Below are 24,719 nucleotides of genomic sequence, written 5' to 3' on the forward strand. Positions count from 1 at the left end.
TCCTGCTAATTGTCGATTGTGTTTAGTGGAAATTAATCCACTAAAATTCATACTGTAATCCTCGTTTTTTTGTGATTTTTTACAGTTAATTTTTTCCTGTATTTTAAGCTACACATATCTCCATTAAATTGGGTTTTTGGTTGGTAGATATTTGTCGGATAGGAAGGTTGATTGTAAACTCAGTTCCCTGACCTACTGACGACCGACACCGAATCGTGCCACCATGTCCTTCTACCACAATTTTGTAGGCAATAGACATTCCCAAACCGGTGCCTTTGCCCACAGGTTTGGTCGTAAAAAATGGGTCAAAAATTTTCTTTTGAATATCGGCGGGAATCCCCGGTCCATTATCCGCAATTGTCACCGTCACATAATCATAACCGCCCCGAATGTCAGAAGCATTACCCACAGATGTCTGAATAGCAATCCAACTGGGATTGGCTTTTTTCTCTTCCTGGGAGCGTTGTTTATCGTAGCTTTCTATGGCATCTATGGCGTTAGCAACGATATTCATAAACACCTGATTCAGTTGACCTGCATTGCATTCTACTAAAGGCAATTCCCCGTATGTTTTAATAAGTTTAATCCCATAAATACCCGCTTTTGCCGTCAAGCGATTGTTTAAAATTAACAAGGTACTATCAATGCCTTCGTGCAAATTTACCGCCTGCATTTCCGCCCGATCTAAACGAGAAAAATTTCGCATAGAAAGAACTATTTGAGAGATTCTATTTACTCCCACTTGCATCGAATTTAAAATCTTGGGCAAATCCTCAGCCAAGAAATCTAAATCGATTTCTGAACTAAATTCCTCAATATCTGGGTCGGGATTTGGATAATGACTTTGATAAACTTCAATCAGCTTCAACAAATCTTGCACGTATTCTTTCGTGCAGGAAATATTCCCCGAAATAAAGTTGACGGGATTGTTGATTTCGTGGGCGATACCTGCTACCATTTGACCCAGGCTAGACATTTTTTCGCTGTGAACCAGCATCCCTTGAGTTTCCTGTAATTCTTCTAGGGCTTTTTGCAATTGTTGCGCTTTAATCGTCCGTTCTTCTACTAATTCCTCTACCTGTTTGGTATAGCGCCCCGACACTAGCAAATAGGTAGCCAGCAAACTGGTTAAAATTGAACCGCCCAGGAATATTCCCCAGCTTTGCCAATATTTGTAAGGGGCTAGATATGCCGAGGTTGGCAATAATAAGAGAAACCATTGGCGATCGCCCACCGATAGCGTCCGCTGGCAAGGTTTCCCCGTCGTCTGAGTTTGTCTGAGTTGCCGAAAGGCTTGACCTGTCGAAGAACTCGAAGGAACGCTAAATTCTGGACAAAGCCATCCCCTCCCAGACAGTTTCGGTGGGTCCAGGCGATCCACAATCAGAGTATGGGCGTTAAATTCGTAAAATGCCAGGGGTTCAAATTCACCATCTACACTCTCTTGGTATAGGTAAATATTGAGATTCTCTAGCACTTGTCCCGGTAAAGTCGCCTTCAGCAGTTCTCCGGCTGAGAAATTACCCCCAGTTAAATCTGAGTTGCCATCAATTTGCTCTTGTAGGGCGCTTCTCAAATTCTCTGTACTTTCCCGCAACTCGATCGCTAGGGTTTCTCGTTCTCGCTGCCACACCGCGATCGCCGCCACCGTAGATAAACAAAGACCTAAAACTACTGCCACCTTGACTGGCATATTCCCAGAAGCCTTTTTCTTGGGGCTTTGAGAAGCTGACTGCCAAAGACTGTCTCTCTTCTCCGACTCTTTTCTCATTTTTTTCAGCTTTATTAGAAATAACTATCAATTATACAGCCGTGAATTACACGATTTTCTAGATTTTACAATCTTTTTACAATTGATAACTCTCGATTAAGCTTGTATATCGCACCCACCAAATAAGAATTTTTGTTAATTAGCGCCTCAGTGCAGGCTGGGGATAATGGCTATGGGGGCGCAGCTAGTGGAAGGAAGTTGTGTCAAACCGCATAGCTGCTGTTCAACCCACGCGCTTCAGAGGGAGGGGGAATCAATTATCAATTATCTTGTAGAGGCGGGCTTGATATATCGGAAGCGATCGCGTGCCGCCACTTTGTAGATCATCCGACAATAGGGACACTACCATCATTAGGAAGAAATAGGCGGGGGTCTACCGGAGTTCCGTCAGGTCGGCGAATTTCAAAATGGAGATGGATAGAATAGCCGCCGCCATCAATTTCTCGTCCTTCGTACCCAAAACCAGAACCGCCTCTAATACCGATTAATTGTCCTTGGGAAACGTTATCATTTACCTTGACTCTAATTGACCGTAAATGCAAATATCGGTGTTCCCAACCATCAGGGCGGCGAATATGAATAGACCGACCATCTGCGCCGCTGGTATTATTTTTTACATACTCCACCACCCCATTACTAGCAGCATAACATTCATCAGGAGTATATCCGCCAATATCAACCCCAGCATGAAGTCTTCCCCTCGCATAACCAAACTCAGTTCTGGGTCCCATGCTAGTGCCGCGCATCGGCCATTTCCAACTACTGGAAACAGTAGATGCTGGTTTGGGACTGCTGGCTGGGCTGTTAATATCTGCGGGAGTATTAATGTTTACCGGCTGATTAATGCTGCCTATTTTATCATCTATAATTTGAACGTGAGGGGCGAATATATACCAGGTTTCCCGTTGTCCAGGATGGGGAGGTCTAAATTTAATTTCTAAGTGTCCATATCCGGCTGCTTTATAGTCGGTAATTTCGTATTGGTTGCCAGAATAGATAGAAATTTTATCGGCGGAAGTTAGTTCATGGGCTTGCACAGGTTTCTGTTTTAAGACGGTGTTCTGTTGTATGATAATTTTCATGATTAGTTATCCCGTATTTGGCTAAGTTTAAGTTAAGGAACTAATTATATAGCCCTATGGAGACAGGGAAAGATAGGGAGTAGGGGGGCAAACCCGAATTAACTTGTTAGTTGTTGTATCTGGGTATATTGCCATTAGGAGTAAACTGGGGGAAATGGCTTAACAACTGCTTTAAATTGAGATACTGAGTTAAGGTGAAAGCATCAACTCCCAATTCAGTGCGATCGCTTGCTGCCACTATACCAGCGAGTGAGTGCCACCAAACAGCGACTTGGGCGCTTAATTCTGGGGGCTGTGACCGTAGAGACTGAATAGCGAGTATCCCCCCTAACAAGCCAGTGAGAACGTCGCCACTGCCTCCACGGGCTAGGGCTGGGGTACTTTCTGGGTTAATGATTACTGACTCAGCGGTAGCAATACAGGTTCTTGCGCCCTTTAAAATGACGACAGCGCCAGTTAAACGGGCTGCTTCCCTACTCCCCTCGATAGAGGTATGTGATTCATGATTTAACTGGGGAAACAGGCGTTTAAACTCTCGACGGTGGGGGGTGAGAATGGTTGCAGCCTGACGGTTAGATAGGGTAGTCACGGGGTCTAGTTTGGCTAACAGGTTCAGGCCATCAGCGTCTAAAACTAGGGGTCTATGGCTATTTAATACTGTCTGAATGACGGATACATTGTCAGCGGTTAAACCGGGACCACAGGCGATCGCATCATAACTATCCAAGTTTATATGGTCAGCAATAGAGGCGATCGCACCGTTATCCGTTTCTGGACAACCAATAATCAAGGCTTCCGGTAGTGGAAAACTCAATAAGGGTTTGATCGACTCTGGGACAGCTATTGATAGCATTCCCACTCCACTAGCCCGCGCCCCCAGACCTGATAATAGCGCCGCCCCGGTATAACGACGCGATCCGGCAATAATTAATAAATGCCCCTGTTTATACTTATGGGTATTCTGAGGGAGGGGGATAGGTAAATGAGATCTCGCCAATTCCGGAGTTAGTCGCCTTAGGTCGGGAGACACCCCCAGGACAGCATGAATATCAGTTACAGGGATATCAAAATCAATTAACTCGGAAGTTCCCAACCATGGTAAGGCTTCTTCCCGCAAAAAGGCTAATTTCCATAACCCCAAACAGAAAGTTTTGGTTGCTCTAATAGCTGTTCCCAGGACTAATCCTGTGTCAGTATGGATACCTGATGGGATATCAATGCTAAAAACGGGCTTATTCCACCAGCTATTGACAGTTTCGACTATTTGTGCTAAGTATCCCTGAATGGGACGTTCTAAGCCAAAGCCAAACATCCCATCAATAATTAGATCACAATCTGCTAATTGTGCGATCGCCTCTACAATTTCAATACCCAAACTAGCAGCATATCGAAAATGGTCTGCGGTGAGTGGCTTGTGTTTGCTAAAGGGGGAATATAGCAGGACGCGATAACCGCGATATAATAATTCCCGCGCCACCACCAACGCATCACCCCCATTATGCCCCGGTCCCACCAAAACCCCAATTAAGTTTACTGGTGTGCTGGTATACTCAGAGTGTAAAATCGACAATAGGTGGCGAGTAATATTGAGGGCGACCTTTTCCATTAAAGCTGCCACAGGCATTCCCGCGTCAAAAATGCGAGTTTCTATGGCTTGCATTTGGGCAGCGGTCACAGCAAACTGTTGAATAAGTTGGAAACGATTAGGAGTGCCTGCCATTATTAATCATGCTAAGGGTTTAGGGACTATCTGCCAAAATATATTTGAGCCGAGCCAATTCCCGAATCTGTGAGATAATTTTCCCATTCTTGGGCGAGTCCCAAATTGGCAAAAGGTCCAACGGCTACCAAGGGGTCAGCGAAGTGGTCGCGAATGATAATGCTATTTTGAGGTACACCTAAAGCTATGGCATTTTCAGCAGTCCTAGACAGTTCGGCGGCGGGTGTGGGAATTAATACAAAATAGCCATCAGTATCACTTAGTCCCAGGTTAATACCTGACGCTGCAGGAAGAGGAGTTGGGGTATGAATAGGTAAACCGAGTAACATTTCCAATTGTGTGCGAGAGGCTATGACTTCTCCTCGAATGCGTCTGAGAATTAGTTGACTCAGCAGTTGTTCAGCGTTGGACAGGTTGACAAAACTACCGGCTTGAATTACGGGGACACCCTGATATTGAACAATTTGTGCATTGGGAGATACCTGTCGCACTTGGTCTAGGGATGCTGCCCCAGGTCTGACGTAAACTTGATAAAGTCCTAGGTCAGTGGTGGGGCGAATAAGATTTGGTCTAATATTGGTTTGAATGGGTGCGGTTAACCGTCGCTGGGGGGGGACTACCAGGGGGCTGACATTTATGGAGTTCTGAAATTCGGGAGTATTTCGGAAATCGGTAATTTGGGCTTGAATTCCCCATTGTCTGAGACTGGATACCAGTTGTTGGGCTTGGGTCTGATTGAAATAAATGCCAGCATCAATTACAATGCGATCGCCATATCTTTTAATTATGGCTCCTGGTTGTACCTGTTGGACTATTTCCAGGAGTAAGGGGTTATCCCCTGACACATAGACCCCGTAGCGTTGTTGTTGTGCTAGGGCGGGTAGGGGTGTTAAGGTTAAGTATCCCCCCAGGAGCAATAATGATATCCAGGGCTTCCTCCCCGCCCATCGAAAGGTAAACTGGAACGGGGACTTGTTTTGATTTTCAAGAGAAGTTACAGTCAATTTCAGTTCCTCCATGGGGGGGTGAGCTTACCCAGCCTGAAACAATTATAGCCATATATGGCGGCGTTTCGGATCATTTATATTTGATCAAATTGATAACATCTCATCATCAATGTTGGAAAAGAACATAAAATTTGCCATTATGCCGAGACGACTGGTTTCTTGTGTCCTCGCCGCCTTCCTACCGATTATCCTAGTTTGGGGAGTAGTTGTGCGACCCGCCTGGGCGCTGACGGATGAACAGAAGCTCCTGAGCGAGAGTTGGGGTATTGTGAACCGCGCCTATGTTGATGAGAGTTTTAATCATCAAAATTGGTGGTTATTGCGGGAAAAACAAATTAAGAAACCTCTCAGAAATCGGGAGGAAACTTATCTGGCTATTGAGGAAATGTTGGCGAGTCTTGATGATCCGTTTACACGATTATTGAGACCGGAACAATATCGCAGTCTCCGAGTTAGTACCTCTGGAGAATTGACGGGAGTGGGGTTACAAATTGCTAAGGAGGCTGAGACGGGGGCGCTGGTGGTGGTGACTCCCCTTGATGGTTCTCCGGCTGATGATGCGGGGATTAAGCCGCGCGATCGCATTCTGAAAATTGATGGTTTATCTACTGATAATATGACCTTGGATGAGGCGGCGGCGAAGATGCGAGGCAACCCCGGAACCGAGGTAATTTTAACTGTAAAATCCGCCGAAAATCAGTTAACTAAGGATTTCACATTACTAAGAGATTACATTACACTAAATCCGGTTTTTTACGAACTGAGAAAAACTGAGGATAATCTGGCTTTTGGTTATCTGCGCCTGCGACAGTTTAGCGCGAATGCGACCAGTGAGGTGACTAATGGGATTAATAACCTCATCAATGCTGGGGCGAAGGGTTTTATTTTGGATTTGCGAAATAACCCCGGTGGACTGCTACAGTCGGGGGTGGAAATTGCTCGGTTGTGGTTAAATCAAGGTGCGATCGTGTATACTGTAGATAGGCGAGGGTCTTTAGGAGGTTTTGATTCTACGAAATCGGCTTTAACTGATGCGCCGTTGGTGGTATTAGTTAATGGTGGTACAGCCAGCGCCAGCGAAATTCTAGCGGGTGCGCTTCAGGACAACCACCGCGCTTTATTAGTGGGTGAAAAAACGTTCGGGAAAGGCTTAATTCAATCCCTATTTGATTTGTCTGATGGTTCGGGGTTAGCGGTGACAGTCGCCCATTATGAAACCCCTAACCATACTGATATTAACAAACAGGGAATTAAGCCCGATCGCATTGTAAAAAGCCCTAATTTAATGCGATCGCAATTAGCAACAGAAGCCGACCCCCAATATCAAGAAGCCGTTGATTTATTGAGGTATCAAATGTAGACCTTCTGTTTCTCCCCGGTGTAGGGTGGGTCGCCTTCCCACCCTAAGTTTTCGATGAGTTATAAAACGCCTTTGGAACTGGGAATAGTACCCGCACGACGTGGATCGATTTCTAGGGCCATTCTGAGCGATCGCGCAAAGGCTTTAAATGCGGCTTCAATAATATGGTGAGAATTAATCCCGTCCAACTGGCGAATATGAAGGGTCATCAAACTGTTATTAGCCACAGCCACAAAAAATTCGCGCACTAACTGGGTATCATAGTTTCCTACCCGGAGAGTGGGGATTTCCAAGCCATAACTGAGGTGAGGACGACCGGAAAAATCTAGGGATACTTGGACTAAGGCTTCATCAAGGGGGGCGACAAAATGACCAAACCGGACAATTCCTTTGCGATCGCCTGTAGCCTTAGCCAAAGCCTGACCCAAAGTAATCCCCACATCCTCATTAGTATGATGATCGTCAATATGAGTATCTCCGACGGCTTTAATCTCCAAATCTAATAAACCGTGGGAGGCAATTTGGTGCAACATATGGTCTAAAAAAGGCACTCCGGTAGCCACATCACAGCTACCTGTACCGTCCAAATTCACCGTCACAGAAACATCAGTTTCCCCGGTAGTACGCTTGACAGTAGCAATGCGGTTATCGGTGATATTAGGGTTAGTTGCGGTGGTGGAAGTTGAAGTGCGATCGCGAGTTTGCATAGTCAATAATTAGGGAACTGATACATTTACGCGACATTTTTCCGGTTGTTCCCGGACAATGCGACGATAACACTATTACCCGTTAAGGTAACAGAGGCGGTATCCCGCAAAGCTTTTAGAAAGATTCCAAAAGCACCGTTCCAGTCCCGTGGTAGAGTGAACCCGCACTCAGGACATCGGAACACTTTTGAGCCACCTAGCTGGGAATGGACATGACCACAGTGAGTACAGGTTTTGCTGGTGTATTCTTCGGTCACATCTACAACTGTTCAGTTATTTCCGCGCTTATGTCTCAGGGTTAGTTTGAATCGATAATGCGCCCATGTCAGCATGGCGCGGGCAGTCTTAGACCTGATTAGACGCTTCACCTTGGCAACCATATTGGAAGTCTCGAAGGTAGGCCAAAAAATCAGGCTGTGTTATGGGATGGTCGGGGATGCGACCCAATCAACCAAGAGGTTGAAGTCCTCACCGGGTAGTTATTTCGCCCATTTCAGCTCTATTTCATACCCGAAGGTCTCGCACCATACTTGGTATTATACCGTATTGCCGTCAAATGTTAACCTAATTTGAGATTAAATCATGCTCTTAACAGGGAACAGGGAACAGTTAATTTCACCGCTCCCCGAGTCCCATGATAGATATTGTGGGCTGTCGATATATTTGTGGTTACATTCCCATGATGCAGTAACCAGAATCGACATAAATTATCTGGCCAGTAATCCCACTAGAGAGATCACTGCATAGGAAAGCAGCCGTATTTCCCACTTCAGTCTGAGTTACAGTCCGCTTGAGGGGGGCAATTTCCTCCACATGATGAATCATATCTAAAATGCCGCCAACCGCTGAGGAAGCCAAAGTCCGAATCGGTCCAGAGGAGATACCATTAACCCTAATCCCCAAGGGGCCCAATTCAGCAGCCAAATAACGGACATTCATTTCTAGGGCAGCTTTAGCAATTCCCATGACATTATAATTGGGAACCACCCTGACTCCCCCTAAATAGGTGAGGGTGACAATACTACCACCAGAGGTCATCAAGGGTTTAGCAGCCCCACTCAACTGTACCAGGGAGTAGGAACTAATATCCAAGGCGCGAGTAAAACCCTCACGGGAAACGGTGCTAAAGTCTCCCGATAGTTCCTCCTTACCAGCAAAAGCCAGACAGTGGATGAGGATATCGAGTTTCCCCCATTGGTCTCGGATGGTATCAAATAGGGATGTTACCAGTGCATCATCCTGAACATTACAGGGCATGATGATACTGGGATTAAGTGGTTCAACTAGACTGCGAACCTTTTTTTCAAACCGTCCCTTGTCATCGGGTAGATAGGTGACTCCTAGGTTAGCACCGCAGGAGTGGAGTTGTTGGGCAATACCCCAAGCGATGGATCGCTCGTTAGCAATGCCAGTGACCAGTGCGTTTTTTCCGTTTAAATCCAACATAGTAGATTATTGTATTTGAAAAGGGGACGATCAAACTCCCACAATTGGGGGTTGAAAAAAAGACATTGGGTGGTAAAATCCCTTTGGCGTGCCTAGATGACTCAGGAGCAGGCGGGCATAGTATGCACCCAGTTCACGATCGCAGGTTGCTAATTTCAGGTCAAAATCTTTCCCATCGCCAAAATATGGCAATTTAGTCGTTTTTTCGACACAAACTCCGTTGGCTTAGATATACTCTGGGTAGACATGAAACCAATGACCTGTATAAATGGACTTCCTGAGATACTCACAATTTTGATTCCAGGTCAGGGTAAAAACCTTTGTGCCAGGGAATCACTCTAGGTGAGTGTTAGGGGATCTCCCGTTATAATCTTTCGCTTAACGAGGGAGTCGGTGAACATTTGAAGTCGGATAAAGTCAGAGTCAAACTAGCGCAGTGGTTAAGTGGAAGGAATCGGGTCAGTGACGTATGATAGACCGTTAGCATCAGTGTTCCGTCAAATTGGTGGCGGAGCGTTTCCCCCTGTGGTGGAGAGTTTTGACCGTGGTAAAACTATATTTTTCCCCGGTGATCCAGCCGAGCGGGTTTATGTCTTAATTAAGGGAGCCGTGAAGCTGTCTCGGGTTTATGAGGCGGGAGAGGAAATCACTGTGGCTCTACTTAGGGAAAATAGTGTCTTTGGTGTCCTCTCGCTGATTACGGGTCATAAGTCTGATCGGTTTTACCATGCGGTGGCTTTTACCCAGGTGGAATTGCTTTCTGTTCCCATTGAACAGGTGGAAAAGGCTCTGAAAAGTGATCCCGAATTGTCTATGGTGATGTTGCGGGGTCTGTCGTCTCGCATTCTGCAAACGGAGATGATGATCGAAACTTTGGCGCATCGGGATATGGGATCGCGATTGGTCAGTTTTTTATTGATTTTGTGTCGAGATTTTGGGGTTCCCGGTCGAGATGGGATTCGTATTGATCTCAAATTGTCCCATCAGGCGATCGCTGAAGCTATTGGCTCAACGCGAGTGACTGTAACTCGACTTTTGGGAGACTTACGAGAGAAAAATATGATCTCCATTTATAAAAAGAAAATTACTGTTCATAATCCTGTTACCCTCAGCCAACAATTTACTTGAAAAATTCCGAGCGTGAGTCTGGCGGTCACAGACTGACCAGCAGTTGCTCCCGCCTTGAACTCAAACACAATCGCATACCGGGAGGTTTTGGGGATGATATCGATTCGGTAGTCCCCAGGCTTGCTGTTTTTTTTAGCCTGGAGGTAGGGGTCAGATTTAGCCAATATTCGGTAGGGAAACCTGATTTTTGTGCTAGAATTGGGTTGGGTTTGGCGGTATGGCAAGGGGTGGACAAAAATTCCTCCCCCAATTTGGGCAGAACCTCTCAACCCCAAATAAAAACCTGTAAAATCCTCCGCAGTGGGTTGATATCCGTCGGACTCTAGGTAAAAGCTTGTCTTCGTTAACAGCCCCGAAATGGGGACTAACTCCGGTAAAGGTTCTGGGTGTTCCGCGACGGCTGCCGCCACTAGCCTAGGATAAATCCTTGTAATTTGAAGATACTACCACTTCCCGCCATCAAGTGGGGGCTCGTGAACGAGCATTGATCTAGTCGCCTGGAAATTGATATGACCGCTGCTGTTATTTTTGTTATTGCTATTCTAACTCTCGGAGGGGTGATCGCGGTGGTGAGCGATCGCCTCGGGACTAAGGTGGGTAAGGCTCGCCTGAGTTTATTTAAAATGCGCCCCAAAAAAACGGCGGCGGTGGTGACTATGGCTACGGGAACTATGCTTTCCGCCTTGACTCTAGTGATTTTATTCGCGACCAGCAAACCTCTGCGCCGGGGTGTGTTTACTATTGACCAAATTCAGGATAGACTTAACCAAGCTCGGAGGGATTTGACCCATGCTCAGGTGGAAAAACATCGGGTAGAATCAGAGTTAATACAGGCTCAAAATGAACTACAAGCAGCGGTTGATTACTTAAACGAAATTAATTCTTCTCTTAATAATGCTAAGGTAGAAGTTTTGGAACGTGAGCAAGAATTGAAAAGGGCTCAAAGTCGCCTGCAAAATACGGAGAGTGAATTGCATCAACTTCAGAATCAACTCAGCCAAATGGAAGCGGCTAAAACCGAGATTGAGGAGGAACTTGATAGCATAGAATATCAATTAAGTCAAGTATCTCAGCAAAAACAAGATCTAGAAACTGAAATAGATCAACTGCAAGTAGAACGTCAAGATTTAATCGATCAGCGGGAGAGGGTTTCGGCTCAGATAGAAGAGCGCGATCGCCAAATTGCTGACCAAGATATGGTGATTGCTGAACGGGAAGAACGCCTAGCGGAATTGGAAATAGCTCAACAGCAATTGGAACAACAAAAAGCTAATGCCCAACGGGGTTTTCAAATGCTGCGAGAGGGTAGTGTGGCTCTAAAAAGGGGTGAGATTTTGGCGAGTGGATTGGTGAGAATTAGCGATAAAAATAGTTCTATAGAAACGGTAAATAGACTGCTACAAGAAGCGAACAGGAAGGCCCTAAAATTTGTGCAAATGGGTAATCAAAGTGCTAACCAAGATATGGTGGTGATGATTACTAAAGCGGAGGTGGAAGAACTGATTGAGGAAATTAATAATGGTGGAGAGTATGTGGTGCAAATAATCGCGGCTGCTAATTATTTGGTGGGTGAAAAACGGGTGGCGGTTTATACCATGGCGGAACCGAATCGATTGTTATTTAGCAGCGGTGAAGTAGTGGCAGGAACTTCTTTAAATCCGGCTACGATGAGTTCGGAAAGACTGCAACAGCAATTAGAACAGCTTTTAGATGCTTCGAGTTTTAGGGCTCGTTTTGTGGGGGTGGTAAATGGTTCTATAGAAATGAGTGACGATCGCATAGATACTCTGATTTATTTTATTCAGCAGTTGGAGGGGTATAATCAAACCCTGGAACTACAAGCGGTGGCGGCGGAAGATATTTATACTATCGGTCCCCTGCGCTTGGATTTGTTTGCGCGTCATAATGGGGAAGTGTTGATTAGCACTCGTCAACCGACCCGAAAACTGGATGATATTGATTGGGCGGAGGTTTGGCGATGGTGATTTTGGGTTTTGACCCGGGTCGGGATAAATGCGGGGTGGCGGTGGTAGGGGACAATCAACAAGTTTATTATCATCAGGTAGTGGCGGCGAATGATGCGATCGCTACGGTAAAATCACTCTGTAGTCAGTTTTCGGTGCAAATGGTGGTGATGGGAAATCAAACCACTTCCCAGACCTGGAAACAACAAATGCGTGCGGTTCTTCCCAAGTCTATTCACATAGCCGAAGTTGATGAGCGTTATAGTTCTTTGGAAGCACGCGATCGCTATTGGGAAATGTATCCCCCCCAGGGTCTTTCTCGTCTGTTACCCCAGGGGATGCGGGTTCCCCCTAGACCCATTGATGATATCGTGGCAATTATCCTAGTGGAACGTTATCAGGCGGGAAATTAGTTACGGTAGCCGTCTGCTGAGGTTCGGTTTTAATCACTGTCGATGGTGCTAGTGATATGGCTATAGTATAGTTAAAGATAGATTATTACAGGATCTGGCAAATGAATAACAAGTCAAATGGAGTTCCTGAGTTTTGTGGCGATCGCCTTTCCGGCAGTAATGGATTGTGGCAATATGTGAAATCAATGCCCCCGGAAACAATAGCCCAACTCTCCCAACCTGATCCCGATGTAGCCCAATTGATGGAACATAATCTACTGCAAATACTTGGTGGATTGCCTTCTGGGCATTTTGATGTCACAATTACTACTAGCCGTGAAAATCTTGGTCGCCTTCTAGCTTCTGCGATGATGAATGGATATTTTCTCAACAAAGCTAAACAGCGCATGGAGTTTGAAAAATCCGTTTCTAATATTTACAGTTAACCAGAAAAATTTAGCAGGTCTGGGGAGTCAGTAGAATTGGCTCCCATCAAGTTTTTTGCCTCTTCAGAAAAACTGCCAATTTTGATAGTTACTCCCGCCGACCATAGCGCTAACTAGGTATAAGTTTATAGTAATTGAGAATTGAGATGATCAGTGGTTATCCCCCTGATGGGTTACTGCCCACTACCCAAACCTATAGGTTTGTAAGACAATGTAAACCTAGGATCGAAGCAGTAATTAGTTAACAAGTCTCTGGTGAGAGGACTGCCTCTGTCCAGGGTTATGAGTTGATTAATTTTGCTGTCGGGTGGGAGATAGCTATAACCCACTTTGGGCTGCCCAGCCAAGTCGCACTGGGTAAGTAGAGAATCAGGGTGCATCAAAAAATGAAGAGAATAATTGTGTTACTCGGGCTAGTGGCTTCGACGGGTGGGGGCTTTGCTTTGGTTTCTGATGTATAGCACTAGTCAATGCGGTTAGGACGCAGCCTTGAGAACGGAATCCATGGCATCATGGAGAGAATCAAACTGCTCACGTGCAGTTGCGAATACGGGCTTTCAGCCACGACCAACATTTCTCTATCTTGTTGAGGTCTGGCGAATAAGGCGGAAGATAGAGTAAACGGCATTGAGCTGCCTCCACCAGTTCAGCAATCCGTCCCCCTTTATGAAACGTTGCATTGTCCAATACTAGAGTCTGACCTGGCTTCAATGTTGGAATTAAGATGAACTCCAACCACAACTCAAACACTGTCCGATGACAACAACCCTCAAAGCTAAAGGGAGCTAAGAGTTGTTGATGACACCATGCGGCTATCATACTTACCCTGCCCTGCCTCTTCCCTGATTTGAGTGCATGGAAGCGTTTTCCTTCCTCGCAGTAACCATAAGGGTAATCCGAGTCCTGACTATTCATGCCGGCTTCATCGAGGTAGACCACTTCTTCCGGCTCCATCTGTTCAATCTGAGCCATAAACTCCTCTCGCTGTTGCTCATCACGTTCTTGGTAGCCGTAAGTTTTTTTTTCTGGTGAAGCCAATTTTCTTCAAGGCTCTGGATATGGTGCGAGGAGAGATGTCGTCATCCCAAAGTTCAGCCATTTGAGCTGCTGTTTTGTGGCCATGCTCTTGGGCAAAAGCCTTGAATTTTTGCCAGTCGGTAATTTTGTGGTTATTGCCAGGTCGGTGATGAGGTTTAGGGAGGAAGTCTCCGGTCTGTGCTTTTCTTTGCAGCCAGAGATTAATGGTGTTCCTGCTGACATGGAAAACTTGACTGGCTTCTGTTTTGGGCATACCGTCTAGTTCAATGGCATCAATAACTTTTTGTCTGAGGTCGTAACTATAGGGGGCTGGCATTTTTGGTCTTCTTAGTCATCTCGTCCTCTCCATTATACGTCCTAACTTTCCTGTCTGGTGCTATATTACCTGAGATAGTCAAACTGGGAACTGATGGCATTACCGTTTTTTTAGTCTGGCAGTTAATGAAGCAAAATCAGAAACTGATATCAGAGGTTAACTCCAGAGACAACGAATTAATGAAGCTGATTTACACAATCCTAAATCAATATAGGCAGTACCCAACAGGATTAAGCGATCGCACTAGCCGAATTAACCATCCTAGGGAAAAAGCCAAGGAGTAATTAATCAGACTGACCCAATGGAGGACAACCTACTGGGAAGATGGACAAAATAAGTACAAATTCCCAGCTAGGGCAAAAAAGCGATCGCATTAAGTCCCTTGACACCAATCTGGACTTCTACAATTCCAAGACAACGGTAAACGCTTCTGTTTAACTCAACTCGACCAGGGTGATGATTAATCAAGGTTCATTATCTGCTTTTGAGTTACCAGCCCCAAGTTTTGATTAAACTAGAGATTCGGCGGCGGCACGAATTTCGCTGCGAACTTCGTAGAATGAAGTAGTCGGGGCTTTGGCGAATAGGGGTGTCATTTGATCTAGCAAAGCCTGATATGCTTCACTTTGATTGGCTTCCATGTCTTGGATATTTTCCCAGAAGATAATGGCAATACCACGATCAGTTCCCGGTTCCTGTAGCAAATAAGACCCTTTGAACCCGGTACTGTAGGTTGAAACTGCTTGTTCAAACAGTTCTCGGGCTTCTTCAAATTTACCAGGCTTAAACTCCCCGATCGCAATATAGGCGTGTTTGTGTTTCAGAAAATCAAAAAATTCGGACATAACTAACCACCGGTTATGAGTTGAGAACATTGGACTCCTGGTGCTAGACCAACCGATACATTTTGGCTAACCAACATTCACAAATGCCAGATGCTGAGGTACTTTACGCGCTCTATAGGAAACAAGTCTTGACACCCCCTCTTTTCCGCCACACGGAGAGGAACTGAGCCCAAAACCCATATTAACCCATATAGGTCAATTTTTATCAATTATTCGCTGTTAATTTCCCCTTAATTATCTATACAGCCTTTACCCAAAACACAAAGTACAGTATAATGTATGGGTAGAGTCGAGAATGGAGTCGCCCCCATCCCCTCCCTTTCCCAACCGTACTTGAGACTTTCGCCTCATACGGCTCCTGATGTGGTTGCCCAATTGTTATTGGTATAGTGTTGATTTCACCGCTTGGTCCTTCTTCGTTCAGAGCTATATGCACCACGTAGTCTTTCAACTCGCTCTCGCCGTAAAACTCCTACTTATTGCCGGATTTACATCTACACCGTGGCACGTCTGGTAGGGGTCGAGAATGGAGTCGCCTCCATCCCCTCCCATTCAAAGGGTGCATCTCAGTTAAGAAATGAGTAATTGTACTTAGTGCAACCTTCACCCACAGCCCTACATAATGAGCGAAGCACCACTCACCCTCCCTCTACTCATGGATTCTCAGAAACCAGCTCAACTCCAGCAACACCTTGACGCGATTGCGGCCATTCTCTACAGCGAAGCTAACCCTACTGAACTGACCACCCTTGAAGCCAATGAGAAGAGTGTTCGTGCTCTTACTCAAGAACACGTCTTGCCTCAACTATAGCATAAGACAGGAAAGTTAGGACGTATAATGGAGAGGACGAGATGACTAAGAAGACCAAAAATGCCAGCCCCCTACAGTTACGACCTTAGACAAAAAGTTATCAATGCAATTGAACTATACGGTATGTCCAAAACCAAAGCCAGTCAATTTTTCCATCTCAGCCGGAACACTATCAATCTCTGGCTCCAAAGAAAAGAACACACCGGAGACTTCCTCCCTAAACCTAATCGCCCACCTGGTCATAACCACAAAATTACCGACTGGCACAAATTCAAGGCTTTTGCCTAAGAGCATGGCCACAAAACCTCCGCTCAAATGGCTGAACTTTGGGATGACGACATCTCTCCTCGCACCATATCCAGAGCCTTGAAGAAAATTGGCTTCACCAGAAAAAAAACTTACGGCTACCAAGAACGTTGGAAGCAACAGCGAGAGGAGTTGATTGCTCAGATTGAACAGATGGAGCCGGAAGGGTTGGTTTACCTCGATGAAGCTGGCATGAATAGTCAAGACTCGGATTATCCTTATGGTTACTGCGAGGAAGGACAACGCTTCCATGCCCTCAAATCAGGGAAGAGGCAGGGCAGGGTGAGCTATATGGCCCCATGGTGTGATCAACAACTCTTAGCCCCCTTTAGCTTTGAGGGTTGTTGTAATCGGACAGTGTTTGAGTTGTGGTTGGAGTTCATCTTAATTCCAACACTGAAGCCAGGTCAGACTCTAGTGCTAGACAATGCAACGTTTCATAAAGGGGGGCGGATTGCTGAACTGGTGGAGGCAGCTCAATGCCGTTTACTCTATCTTCCGCCTTATTCGCCAGACCTCAACAAGATAGAGAAATGTTGGTCGTGGCTGAAAGCCCGTATTCGCCACGGTATTGAGCAGTTTGATTCTCTCCATGATGCCATGGATTCCGTTCTCCAATCTGCGTCCTAACCACCTTGACTAATGCTATAGCTGCCACCTCCTCGCCTAATTCGCCTGCCTGGAAAAGCTTCAACAACCACGGTCTAGTTGTTCAAAGTGGTTATGAAGGCACGAATGAGGATGGCGATCGCGAAAGTGTAGGTACATCAATGTAGTTTGGTCTTAGGGGCGGCGGAAAGCTGCCCCTACTGATTTTTAGGGGAGTGTTTGCAGAAATTGTTTAATTTCTAGGTCGCCAGGATTAATTTCTAATGCCCTTTGGGCTGCATCTTTAGCCTCTTGGTCGCGGTTGAGTCGCAGATATGCGATCGCCTCTGCATAGTCTCCCAGGTGAAATAGGGCTTGGGCTTTAGCGGTCAAAGCGGGGATAAAATCAGGTTTGATATTGATCGCGCCAGTATAAGCGATCGCCGCCTCAAATTTGGGAGCATGATTTAATCTCAAATTAGGTTAACATTTTACGGCAATACGGTATAATACCAAGTATGGTGCGAGACCTTCGGGTATGAAATCGAGCTGAAATGGGCGTGGGGACTACCCGGTGAGGACTTCAACCCCTTGGTTGATTGGGTCGCATCCCTGACCATCCCATAACACAGCCGGATTTTTTGGCCCACCTTCGAGACTTCCAATATGGTTGCCAAGGTGAAGCGTCTAATCAGGTCTAAGACTGCCCGCGCCATGCTGAAATGGGCGCATTATCGATTCAAACTAACCCTGAGACATCAAGGGGAAATAACTGAACAGTTGTAGATGTGACCGAAGAATACACCAGCAAAACCTGTACTCACTGTGGTCATGTCCATTCCCAGCTAGGTAGCTCAAAAGTGTTCCGATGTCCGGAGTGCGGGTTCACTCTACCACGGGACTGGAACGGTGCTTTGGGAATCTTTCTAAAAGCTTTGCGGGATACCGCCTCTGTTACCTTAACGGGTAATAGTGCTATCGTTGCATTGTCCGGGAACAACCGGAAAAATGTCGCGTAAATGTATCAGATCCACATAGGCGATCTGTTCCGGTTAAAATTGGTGACGGGAGAAGGGGGTAGCCATCTCCGAGATACCGATCTAGGATGCACGCACAGAAAAAATTTAATTATATGAAAGTAGAATCGATTAAAATCGAAAACTTCAAACGATTTCAGGACCTAGAAATTTCATTCAAGAATAATATTCTGGACGAGGTGAGCGATCGCTATCTGATCCTCGGCGATAACGGAACAGGTAAAACGACCCTCTTACAGGCGATCGCCCTTCCTTTAGCCTTAGCAACTGGTCGGATTCGAGATGTAGCAGATTTTAACTGGATCGGTTTCCTTCCCGGTCGCCATTTTAGGTGGGGATCGCCAAAGATTGAGATGCAGATTTTATTTGAGGAGGAAGAATTAAAAACCACTTCTGAACTGGCAAAAAAATGGTACGATGCTCAACCTGACGAATTCAAAGAAATGCGGGAATTTGTCGAACCGGGAGATAGCCGGAGAGTGAGTCTTCTGTTAAACGGTGATTTTTGGAAAGCTGGAGATACTCCCGCAGAACGCGCCCAATTTAGAGGAAGATATTATGCTCAATGGTTTATCAATAGGAGAGAACAATCTGTCCGACATTATTTTGCCAAACTTCCCGGAGTTTTTTGGTTTGACCAGTTCAGGAACTTAGGTTCCCATTCCAAGCCAGACAGTAGCAGAGACAATCTCAACGAAAGTAGTAGTCAAGCATCCTTTGATGTGGGAGTCGGCATTTTACGACAATACCTGATTGATTGGCACAGAAACCAAGAATCAGGAATTGGCGATTATTCAAATAGTTATTTATTGCAGATAGAAAGACTTTATCAAAAAGTTTTTCCCGATCGCTCATTTGCTGGGATAGAAAAACTGCCCACTCAAAATGATCCGACAGGTTCAGAAACTTATTTTCTGCTGAATGATGGATATCGAACCTATGACGTTCAAGAAATGTCAGCCGGAGAACAGTCTGTTTTTCCTTTGTTATATGAATTTGTGAGGCAACAAATTGCTTATTCGGTGGTCTTAATCGATGAAATAGATTTGAACTTACATCCTCCGGCTGCTCAATATTTTGTATCCCAACTGATGAAAATTGAACCGACCTGTCAATTTATTATTACCACTCACTCTGACTCGGTGAGCAATGTTGTTGGAGAAAGTGAAACCTACCGTTTACCGGGAGGAACGCTGTGTCTGTAACCAATCTCTACTGCGAAGGAGGTCCTAAAAGCATTGATATTCGAGTCATTCGTCAGTTATTACCCAAATGTGAAATTCACCCTCTCGGTGGCAAAACTTCCAGCTTTCTGAGTAGTATTATCGCCGACCGTGACCGACAACCAAATTTAGCTTGTTTGGTCGATCATGATTTCGATTGTCAAGATTGGCCAATAACCAATGAACCCATTCGATGTGTATATGACCAAATATGGGTCGGTTGGGCGTGGGAGAGAAAAGAGATTGAAAACTATTTAATCGATCCGGTAGTCGTCCGAGAGGCATTAGGAAAGAAAGCACCATCAGACTCTGAGTATCAGAATGCTTTAGACCAAGCAGCCCAGAAAATTGCTGCATATTCGGCGGCAAGAACTGCTTTGGCTTGCGAAAAATTCAAGAATTTGTGGGGTGACAAAGTTCGACAAGGACATTCATTCCCGCCCAAACTCGGCGAAGATTACTGCGAAGTAAGGATAGCTGAAATTGTTAGAAAATATAAGGGCGAGAGAATTGTGTCAGAGAAAGATGTGCAAGGGAAATTCAGGGATTTACTTCCTAAATTCAAATCAGCAGGATCTCGTTTTCAAAATTATCTCCATTATTTTGCGGGGAAGGATTTACTCTACGCCATGAGAGACAAACTCGGTGATTGGGGATTTGAAGATAGTTCAAATAAAAAGCACCCAGAGGAAGTATTCATTGAAAGAGTTGTGACTAGAATTGAACGCACAGATGGGGTTTGGGAGTGGTTACCAGAATGGAAGAAACTCCGTCAGTTGATTGAGGAGACTGATTTTTCGGAAAGTTGAAATCAATTGGGGGAAATGGCGATCGCGAAAGTGTAGGTACATCAATGTAGTTTGGTCTTAGGGGCGGCGGAAAGCTGCCCCTACTGATTTTTAGGGGAGTGTTTGTAGAAATTGTTGAATTTCTAGGTCGCCAGGATTAATTTCTAATGCCCTTTGGGCTGCATCTTTAGCCTCTTGGTCGCGGTTGAGTCGCAGATATGCGATCGCCTTACCTAACCAACTTTGAGAGTGGTTACTATCAAGATTAACAGCGCGATTATAGGCATTAAGGGCTTGTGCGTAACGTTGAATTGCCATAAAGATTTGACCCCTTAAAACCCAGGCTTCCCTTTGGTGAGAATTTTGATGGAGAGACTCATCTAGCCATGCGATCGCCTCTCCATAGTCTCCCAGGCGAAATAGGGCTTGGGCTTTAGCGGTGAAAGCGGGGGTAAAATCAGGTTTGATATTGATCACGCGAGCATAAGATCTCGCCGCCTCTGGGTAGTCATCTAGGTGATTCATTAAAATATTGCCGCGTAAATACCAAATCCCATAATCATCAGGTTGAATTTGTAGGAGGCGGTCAAAGGCTTGTAAGGCTTCCTCGTGGCGACCGAGAGACATTAATAGCGCCCCACGATCGCGCCATGCGGGATGAAAATTAGGTTGGAGTTGGGTAGCGCGATCATAGGATGCGATCGCCTCATCGTATTGACTCAGGGAGGATAACGCATTGGCGCGACCATACCAAGCCGGATAAAAATTAGACTGTATGTTAATCGCCCTTTCAAAGGCTTCTAAGGAGTCTCGCCATCTTTCGTGGCGATAAAGCTGATTTCCGCGATTGGTCCAGTCGATCGCGCTAAAGCGATCGCTAACTGGGGGAACCTGCATATAAGCCGAAATAGATTGTAATTGGCGGGGGGTAGGGGGGTCTGGTTGGCGATCGCTGATATTGAGGTTAAGGGGAATCCCTGATTGCAAAAATCGGTTGACGGGAATACCTGCACTGTAGCCTACTGTAACTCGATTGCTGGTTCCGGTGATCTGGTCTATGAGGATTTGACCTTCTGACATTCCATGAATACCAATTACCTGACCTTGGGTGTCTAAAATCGGCCCCCCACTCATACCTACCTGGGTGAAATTGGTATAAAATAGGTCATAACCACGGGTGGTGGGTTCTTTGACAAAGGCGAGTTTGTAGGCTTGGCTAATTAGTAACCCGGCGGTAAATAGGCGGGGCTGAAATTCTGGCCAGCCGGAAATGAAAATATGTCTGGATTCAGCATCATAATCATAATCGGCAATTTGCGCCAGAGGGTAGGTGCGATCGCTACTAAAGGCTAAAACTGCTAAGTCGATTCCCGGTAGTCTAATGACGCGATCGTAGTCTAGGGGGTATTTTTCGCCGTCATGGGTGATAATTATGTATTCATCGGGACTGCGGACAACATGGTTAGCTGTCAGTACATAATACAGGTCTCCCTCACGGGCGATAATTACTCCTGAACCGGGGTTGATACCGTTGATCGAGACGGTGATTTTTTCACTTATGCGATCGATTTCTTCTGCCATTAGGGCGATCGCATTACTGACCGATAACAGGGTGATTACTCCGGCTGCTATGATAGCTTGCACCGGACGCAAACAATTTTTAACTAGACTCATGGCGCACCTATGGAAGTATTGACTGGGTAGGAGTCTGAACCTATCCCATTCCTTACTTCTGAGGATTTCGGATTGATCCGGTTGAGTTAGCAGTTATAGGGAACTCGCACTGTCGGGGGCAATTTCAACGCCTCCTTGCTGTACTATCTTTTGGCGATCGGTAATTAGATCGCTGAGGGTTTCAACATTCTTGATTCCCATATCATGACAAGCCTTTTTTAAGCTGCTAGTAAAGGCTTCTATATCTTCTCCATATCCACAATTGCGGGCGGCTTCCTCTAGTCCCTGTTTCGCACTGGATTTGGCACAATCTACTAGATCAGTTCCTTGTAATCTGGGGGGATTTGACATAACTATTGTATATATATTTGCACACCATCTCAATTATAGCAAATTGTATCTGAATTATTATCTATCTGTGGGGGGATATTTTCTAACTAACTATGAAGACTAGGCTATGGCGGGTTAAGACCATGACCACAGCCAGTCTGGGAACTCGTGGCTATATCTAAAAATCAGTTAAGCTGTTATCGGTGAATGGTAAATCTTGATTAAGGTAGTTAATTTCCTGTTTTTCCATGTCATTAATGCGGTGAATATAGTTGCGGAGAATTTGAGAGAGACGACCATCATAAAAACGATGGAGACTGTAGTTAGGTCTGGCTGGAAAACCGCGACGCTGTTTATGTCGTCCTCCCGCCCCGGGGTCAAAGGATTTAATCCCATGATTAATCCCCCATTCAATAGGGGAATAATAACAAGCATTAAAGTGTAAACAATCGACATCTTGTAAACTTCCCCAATAGCGACCATATAGGCGATCGCCTTTAGTCAAACAGAATGACATCCCCATAGGTTGGCGATCGTCTAATTCAGTATATGCAGCTACAAAAACCACCCGGTGACGATAATCATGGTGTAACTGTTCAAAAAATTTCCGAGTCAGATATTTACTTCCCCACCAGCCAAATTTATCGCAGGTACTCGCATAAAAATCATACATCAGCGAAAACATAGATTTAGGGATATCATCACCCGTCAAAATCCGCATTTCCAGCCCCACTTTGTCTAAGGCTTTTCGTTCTCGTTTGATATTACGGCGTTGATTAGCATTAAATATTTTTAAGTAATCATCAAAACTATTATATCCTTGATTTTGCCAGATATAACTATGATGCAACCAAGGGGTAAATCCCTGTTTTTCCAGAGTAGACTGCCATTGACGATCTACATAAAGAAAATGGCAGCCCGAAATTTTATGGTTAATACAAAAGCGATCTATTTCATGCACCATTAACCCAGTAATTTCCTCCTCATCCTCCGAGGGTGCAATTAAAAATCGATAGCCTTCTGCTGGTGTAAAAGGTGACATCCCCAACATTTTGGGATAGTATTCAATCCCCAATTGATAAGCCAAATCAGCCCATTGGTGGTCAAAAACAAATTCACCGCGACTGTGACCTTTGAGATATAATGGTGCGGCCGCGACTAATTGAGAATCTCGCCACACTGTCAGATGATTGGGCAGCCAACCCGCCTGTCCCGTGGCACTACCAGAAGCCTCCAAATTATGCAGCCAGTCCCATTCAAAAAAGGGAGTTTTCAGGGGTTGGGCGAGTTGATCCCACTCCGACTGAGGGACTTCCGAAATTTGACTAATCCAAGCTACCGAATACGGCGATTGATTTGAGTGTAAGGTATTCATGCTGAAAATTAAAAGCGCTATGATATTCTAGCGATTTTAATCGGGAGCAAGAATTTAATCCAAGATTTGCTTTACATCTTAGGACAATAAGGTACAATACCCAAAAAGATTCGCAACTCAATAATGAATATACGGTCAAACCCCAGACCATGCCAAATTTCCCTGACGACATACTCATCAAGTTGGATTCTTCATGGTAAAATCCAATCATGCCTTACAAAGCTTTCCGGACAAAACTAAAACTCAATGACCGTCAAGCCACCTTGATGGCCAAACACGCGGGTTATGCTCGGTTCGTGTTTAATTGGGGATTACACTTATGGAGGTCAGCTTATGAAGAGGGACTCAAGCCTAATATCAACTCCATTAAAAAGGTTTTTACGAATTATGTGAAACCTGAATATCCTTGGATGTCCGAATTGTCTTCTAAAGTTTATCAATATGCCTTCATTAATCTAGGGGATGCCTTTAAGCGCTTCTTCAAGGGAATAAGTAGTTATCCTAAATTTAAGAAGAAAGGCTACCATGATAGCTTTACCCTTGACAATTCCGGAAAGCCATTCAATCTGTCAGGAACTCGCCATAAGCTGCCTTTTGTGGGCTGGGTTTCTACATTTGAGGCTCTACCACCCAGTCTAGTTAAGAAAGTCACTATAACGCGCCAAGCAGGTGACTGGTATATGAGCTTTTTTGTAGAAACCACACCAGAAATCACACCGAAATTCCGAGAGAGAATCGGGGTAGACCTAGGAATTAACAATTTGGCGACTTGCTCCGATGGGACAAAATTCTCTAATCCCAAGGCTTATAAAGCAGCGACCAAAAAACTAGCCAGATTACAACGCCATTTAAGTCGCAAAGTCAAAGGCTCAAAAAATCGGGCTAAATGTCTCTTAAAAGTTCAAAAGCTACATCAAAGAGTAGCTAATATTCGCCGTGACACGATTCATAAAATAACTACTTTTTTGGCTAAAAACCACAGCCAAGTAGTCATTGAAGATTTGAATGTGTCTGGAATGCTGAAAAATCATGGTTTGGCGGGTTCTATCGCTGATGCTTCATTTTATGAGTTCCGTCGTCAACTAGGTTACAAGGCAGAACGTTATGGTTCAAAGTTGATTATTGCCGATAGATTTTATCCATCCAGTCAACTTTGTTCTAACTGTGGCCATCGTCAAAAAATGCCCCTAGTCCGTCGGACTTTTGAATGTCCAAACTGTGGCCTGAAGATTGATAGAGATTTGAACGCCAGTATAAATTTAGAAAAATCGCCTGGTTCCGACGATTACACTTGTGGACGGGGTGCTGCCGACAGTCCCGGACGAAGCCAGAAATAAACATCAATATCGGGCTATGTCCGGTTTT

Annotated in this window: 20 protein-coding genes and 5 pseudogenes; 12 read left to right on the forward strand and 13 right to left on the reverse strand. The window is 45.1% G+C overall.

Annotation, left to right across the window (positions count from 1 at the left end; genetic code table 11):
• Window positions 1-103: 103 nt before the first annotated feature.
• From HFV01_RS11375 to HFV01_RS11390, 4 genes are all read right to left on the reverse strand, one after another.
• Window positions 104-1,771 (reverse strand): ATP-binding protein, encoded by a 1,668-nt coding sequence (locus HFV01_RS11375; protein WP_006625265.1) that lies wholly within the window; start codon window positions 1,769-1,771, stop codon window positions 104-106.
• A gap of 323 nt (window positions 1,772-2,094) precedes the next feature.
• Window positions 2,095-2,853, reverse strand: a complete 759-nt coding sequence (locus HFV01_RS11380; protein ID WP_006625266.1) for a M23 family metallopeptidase — start codon at window positions 2,851-2,853, stop codon at window positions 2,095-2,097.
• 106 nt (window positions 2,854-2,959) lie between these two features.
• Window positions 2,960-4,573 carry an NAD(P)H-hydrate dehydratase gene (locus tag HFV01_RS11385; RefSeq protein WP_193521099.1) on the reverse strand — a complete coding sequence of 538 codons (1,614 nt, stop codon included), beginning with the start codon at window positions 4,571-4,573 and terminating at the stop codon, window positions 2,960-2,962.
• Window positions 4,574-4,599: 26 nt separating this feature from the next.
• Window positions 4,600-5,577 (reverse strand): hypothetical protein, encoded by a 978-nt coding sequence (locus tag HFV01_RS11390; RefSeq protein ID WP_231296372.1) that lies wholly within the window; start codon window positions 5,575-5,577, stop codon window positions 4,600-4,602.
• Window positions 5,578-5,719: 142 nt separating this feature from the next.
• Between HFV01_RS11390 and ctpA the strand changes: the two genes are divergently transcribed.
• Window positions 5,720-6,940 carry a carboxyl-terminal processing protease CtpA gene (ctpA, locus tag HFV01_RS11395; RefSeq protein WP_046319500.1) on the forward strand — a complete coding sequence of 407 codons (1,221 nt, stop codon included), beginning with the start codon at window positions 5,720-5,722 and terminating at the stop codon, window positions 6,938-6,940.
• A gap of 59 nt (window positions 6,941-6,999) precedes the next feature.
• On the opposite strand, the gene hisB is transcribed toward ctpA, so the two are convergent.
• The 3 genes and pseudogenes from hisB to fabI all read right to left on the reverse strand — a co-directional run bounded on the left by hisB (window position 7,000) and on the right by fabI (window position 9,093).
• Window positions 7,000-7,647, reverse strand: a complete 648-nt coding sequence (gene hisB, locus HFV01_RS11400) for an imidazoleglycerol-phosphate dehydratase HisB (RefSeq protein WP_006625270.1) — start codon at window positions 7,645-7,647, stop codon at window positions 7,000-7,002.
• 26 nt (window positions 7,648-7,673) lie between these two features.
• Window positions 7,674-8,066: pseudogene (locus tag HFV01_RS11405) on the reverse strand (zinc ribbon domain-containing protein); the annotation flags it as partial.
• 250 nt (window positions 8,067-8,316) lie between these two features.
• Window positions 8,317-9,093: an enoyl-ACP reductase FabI gene (gene fabI / locus HFV01_RS11410; protein WP_006670396.1), complete on the reverse strand. Its 777-nt coding sequence runs from the start codon at window positions 9,091-9,093 to the stop codon at window positions 8,317-8,319.
• Between the two features lie 462 nt (window positions 9,094-9,555).
• On the opposite strand from fabI, the gene ntcA reads away from it, so the two are divergent.
• From ntcA to HFV01_RS11430, 4 genes are all read left to right on the forward strand, one after another.
• Window positions 9,556-10,221 carry a global nitrogen regulator NtcA gene (gene ntcA / locus HFV01_RS11415; RefSeq protein WP_006670397.1) on the forward strand — a complete coding sequence of 222 codons (666 nt, stop codon included), beginning with the start codon at window positions 9,556-9,558 and terminating at the stop codon, window positions 10,219-10,221.
• 509 nt (window positions 10,222-10,730) lie between these two features.
• Window positions 10,731-12,206, forward strand: a complete 1,476-nt coding sequence (locus HFV01_RS11420) for a DUF3084 family protein (RefSeq protein WP_187758586.1) — start codon at window positions 10,731-10,733, stop codon at window positions 12,204-12,206.
• Window positions 12,200-12,598 carry a pre-16S rRNA-processing nuclease YqgF gene (locus HFV01_RS11425; protein ID WP_008051305.1) on the forward strand — a complete coding sequence of 133 codons (399 nt, stop codon included), beginning with the start codon at window positions 12,200-12,202 and terminating at the stop codon, window positions 12,596-12,598. Before HFV01_RS11420 ends, HFV01_RS11425 begins: the two co-directional genes overlap by 7 nt.
• A 101-nt stretch (window positions 12,599-12,699) precedes the next feature.
• Entirely contained in the window at window positions 12,700-13,023 is a 324-nt protein-coding gene (locus HFV01_RS11430; protein ID WP_006625277.1) for a DUF760 domain-containing protein, read from the forward strand.
• Between the two features lie 476 nt (window positions 13,024-13,499).
• Here HFV01_RS11430 and HFV01_RS11435 read toward each other — a convergent pair.
• Window positions 13,500-14,377 (reverse strand): annotated as a pseudogene (locus HFV01_RS11435) (IS630-like element ISAtsp1 family transposase).
• A 50-nt stretch (window positions 14,378-14,427) separates the two neighbouring features.
• Between HFV01_RS11435 and HFV01_RS11440 the strand changes: the two are divergent.
• Entirely contained in the window at window positions 14,428-14,661 is a 234-nt protein-coding gene (locus HFV01_RS11440) for a hypothetical protein (RefSeq protein ID WP_035759725.1), read from the forward strand.
• Window positions 14,662-14,886: 225 nt separating this feature from the next.
• On the opposite strand, the gene HFV01_RS11445 is transcribed toward HFV01_RS11440, so the two are convergent.
• Window positions 14,887-15,222 carry an antibiotic biosynthesis monooxygenase gene (locus HFV01_RS11445; RefSeq protein ID WP_006615878.1) on the reverse strand — a complete coding sequence of 112 codons (336 nt, stop codon included), beginning with the start codon at window positions 15,220-15,222 and terminating at the stop codon, window positions 14,887-14,889.
• A gap of 655 nt (window positions 15,223-15,877) precedes the next feature.
• On the opposite strand from HFV01_RS11445, the pseudogene HFV01_RS30490 reads away from it, so the two are divergent.
• Both HFV01_RS30490 and HFV01_RS11450 read left to right on the forward strand, forming a co-directional pair.
• Window positions 15,878-16,030 (forward strand): annotated as a pseudogene (locus tag HFV01_RS30490) (ISKra4 family transposase); the annotation flags it as partial.
• A 63-nt stretch (window positions 16,031-16,093) separates the two neighbouring features.
• Window positions 16,094-16,969: pseudogene (locus HFV01_RS11450) on the forward strand (IS630 family transposase).
• A gap of 186 nt (window positions 16,970-17,155) precedes the next feature.
• On the opposite strand, the gene HFV01_RS11455 reads toward HFV01_RS11450, so the two are convergent.
• Window positions 17,156-17,404, reverse strand: coding sequence for a tetratricopeptide repeat protein (locus HFV01_RS11455; RefSeq protein ID WP_006625279.1), 249 nt, complete (start codon window positions 17,402-17,404; stop codon window positions 17,156-17,158).
• A 150-nt stretch (window positions 17,405-17,554) separates the two neighbouring features.
• Between HFV01_RS11455 and HFV01_RS11460 the strand changes: the two are divergent.
• The 3 genes and pseudogenes from HFV01_RS11460 to HFV01_RS11470 all read left to right on the forward strand — a co-directional run.
• Window positions 17,555-17,946: pseudogene (locus HFV01_RS11460) on the forward strand (zinc ribbon domain-containing protein); the annotation flags it as partial.
• Between the two features lie 86 nt (window positions 17,947-18,032).
• Window positions 18,033-19,169, forward strand: a complete 1,137-nt coding sequence (locus HFV01_RS11465) for an AAA family ATPase (RefSeq protein ID WP_006625280.1) — start codon at window positions 18,033-18,035, stop codon at window positions 19,167-19,169.
• Complete coding sequence (locus HFV01_RS11470; protein ID WP_193521100.1) at window positions 19,160-19,996, forward strand: hypothetical protein; 837 nt, start codon at window positions 19,160-19,162, stop codon at window positions 19,994-19,996. Before HFV01_RS11465 ends, HFV01_RS11470 begins: the two co-directional genes overlap by 10 nt.
• A gap of 90 nt (window positions 19,997-20,086) precedes the next feature.
• On the opposite strand, the gene HFV01_RS11475 is transcribed toward HFV01_RS11470, so the two are convergent.
• The 3 genes from HFV01_RS11475 to HFV01_RS11485 form a co-directional block, all read right to left on the reverse strand.
• Complete coding sequence (locus HFV01_RS11475) at window positions 20,087-21,649, reverse strand: tetratricopeptide repeat-containing S1 family peptidase (RefSeq protein WP_006625282.1); 1,563 nt, start codon at window positions 21,647-21,649, stop codon at window positions 20,087-20,089.
• A gap of 93 nt (window positions 21,650-21,742) precedes the next feature.
• Window positions 21,743-22,000, reverse strand: a complete 258-nt coding sequence (locus HFV01_RS11480) for a hypothetical protein (RefSeq protein ID WP_006625283.1) — start codon at window positions 21,998-22,000, stop codon at window positions 21,743-21,745.
• Between the two features lie 157 nt (window positions 22,001-22,157).
• The gene (locus tag HFV01_RS11485) at window positions 22,158-23,354 is read right to left on the reverse strand and encodes a GNAT family N-acetyltransferase (RefSeq protein WP_006625284.1); all 1,197 of its coding nucleotides are present in this window, start codon (window positions 23,352-23,354) and stop codon (window positions 22,158-22,160) included.
• A gap of 209 nt (window positions 23,355-23,563) precedes the next feature.
• Between HFV01_RS11485 and HFV01_RS11490 the strand changes: the two genes are divergently transcribed.
• Window positions 23,564-24,691 (forward strand): RNA-guided endonuclease InsQ/TnpB family protein, encoded by a 1,128-nt coding sequence (locus HFV01_RS11490; protein WP_006670465.1) that lies wholly within the window; start codon window positions 23,564-23,566, stop codon window positions 24,689-24,691.
• Window positions 24,692-24,719 lie beyond the last annotated feature (28 nt).

Origin of the sequence: Limnospira fusiformis SAG 85.79, assembly GCF_012516315.1 — a bacterium.
Lineage (GTDB): Bacteria > Cyanobacteriota > Cyanobacteriia > Cyanobacteriales > Microcoleaceae > Limnospira > Limnospira fusiformis.

Coding starts and splice junctions, on each gene's coding strand:
- HFV01_RS11375 (WP_006625265.1), bottom strand. CDS start 1,771: ATGAGAAAAGAGTCGGAGAAGAGAGACAGTCTTTGGCAGTCAGCTTCT.
- HFV01_RS11465 (WP_006625280.1), top strand. CDS start 18,033: ATGCACGCACAGAAAAAATTTAATTATATGAAAGTAGAATCGATTAAA.
- HFV01_RS11475 (WP_006625282.1), bottom strand. CDS start 21,649: ATGAGTCTAGTTAAAAATTGTTTGCGTCCGGTGCAAGCTATCATAGCA.
- HFV01_RS11425 (WP_008051305.1), top strand. CDS start 12,200: ATGGTGATTTTGGGTTTTGACCCGGGTCGGGATAAATGCGGGGTGGCG.
- HFV01_RS11380 (WP_006625266.1), bottom strand. CDS start 2,853: ATGAAAATTATCATACAACAGAACACCGTCTTAAAACAGAAACCTGTG.
- HFV01_RS11445 (WP_006615878.1), bottom strand. CDS start 15,222: ATGTCCGAATTTTTTGATTTTCTGAAACACAAACACGCCTATATTGCG.
- hisB (WP_006625270.1), bottom strand. CDS start 7,647: ATGCAAACTCGCGATCGCACTTCAACTTCCACCACCGCAACTAACCCT.
- fabI (WP_006670396.1), bottom strand. CDS start 9,093: ATGTTGGATTTAAACGGAAAAAACGCACTGGTCACTGGCATTGCTAAC.
- HFV01_RS11420 (WP_187758586.1), top strand. CDS start 10,731: ATGACCGCTGCTGTTATTTTTGTTATTGCTATTCTAACTCTCGGAGGG.
- HFV01_RS11430 (WP_006625277.1), top strand. CDS start 12,700: ATGAATAACAAGTCAAATGGAGTTCCTGAGTTTTGTGGCGATCGCCTT.
- HFV01_RS11490 (WP_006670465.1), top strand. CDS start 23,564: ATGCCTTACAAAGCTTTCCGGACAAAACTAAAACTCAATGACCGTCAA.
- HFV01_RS11480 (WP_006625283.1), bottom strand. CDS start 22,000: ATGTCAAATCCCCCCAGATTACAAGGAACTGATCTAGTAGATTGTGCC.
- ctpA (WP_046319500.1), top strand. CDS start 5,720: ATGCCGAGACGACTGGTTTCTTGTGTCCTCGCCGCCTTCCTACCGATT.
- HFV01_RS11485 (WP_006625284.1), bottom strand. CDS start 23,354: ATGAATACCTTACACTCAAATCAATCGCCGTATTCGGTAGCTTGGATT.
- HFV01_RS11385 (WP_193521099.1), bottom strand. CDS start 4,573: ATGGCAGGCACTCCTAATCGTTTCCAACTTATTCAACAGTTTGCTGTG.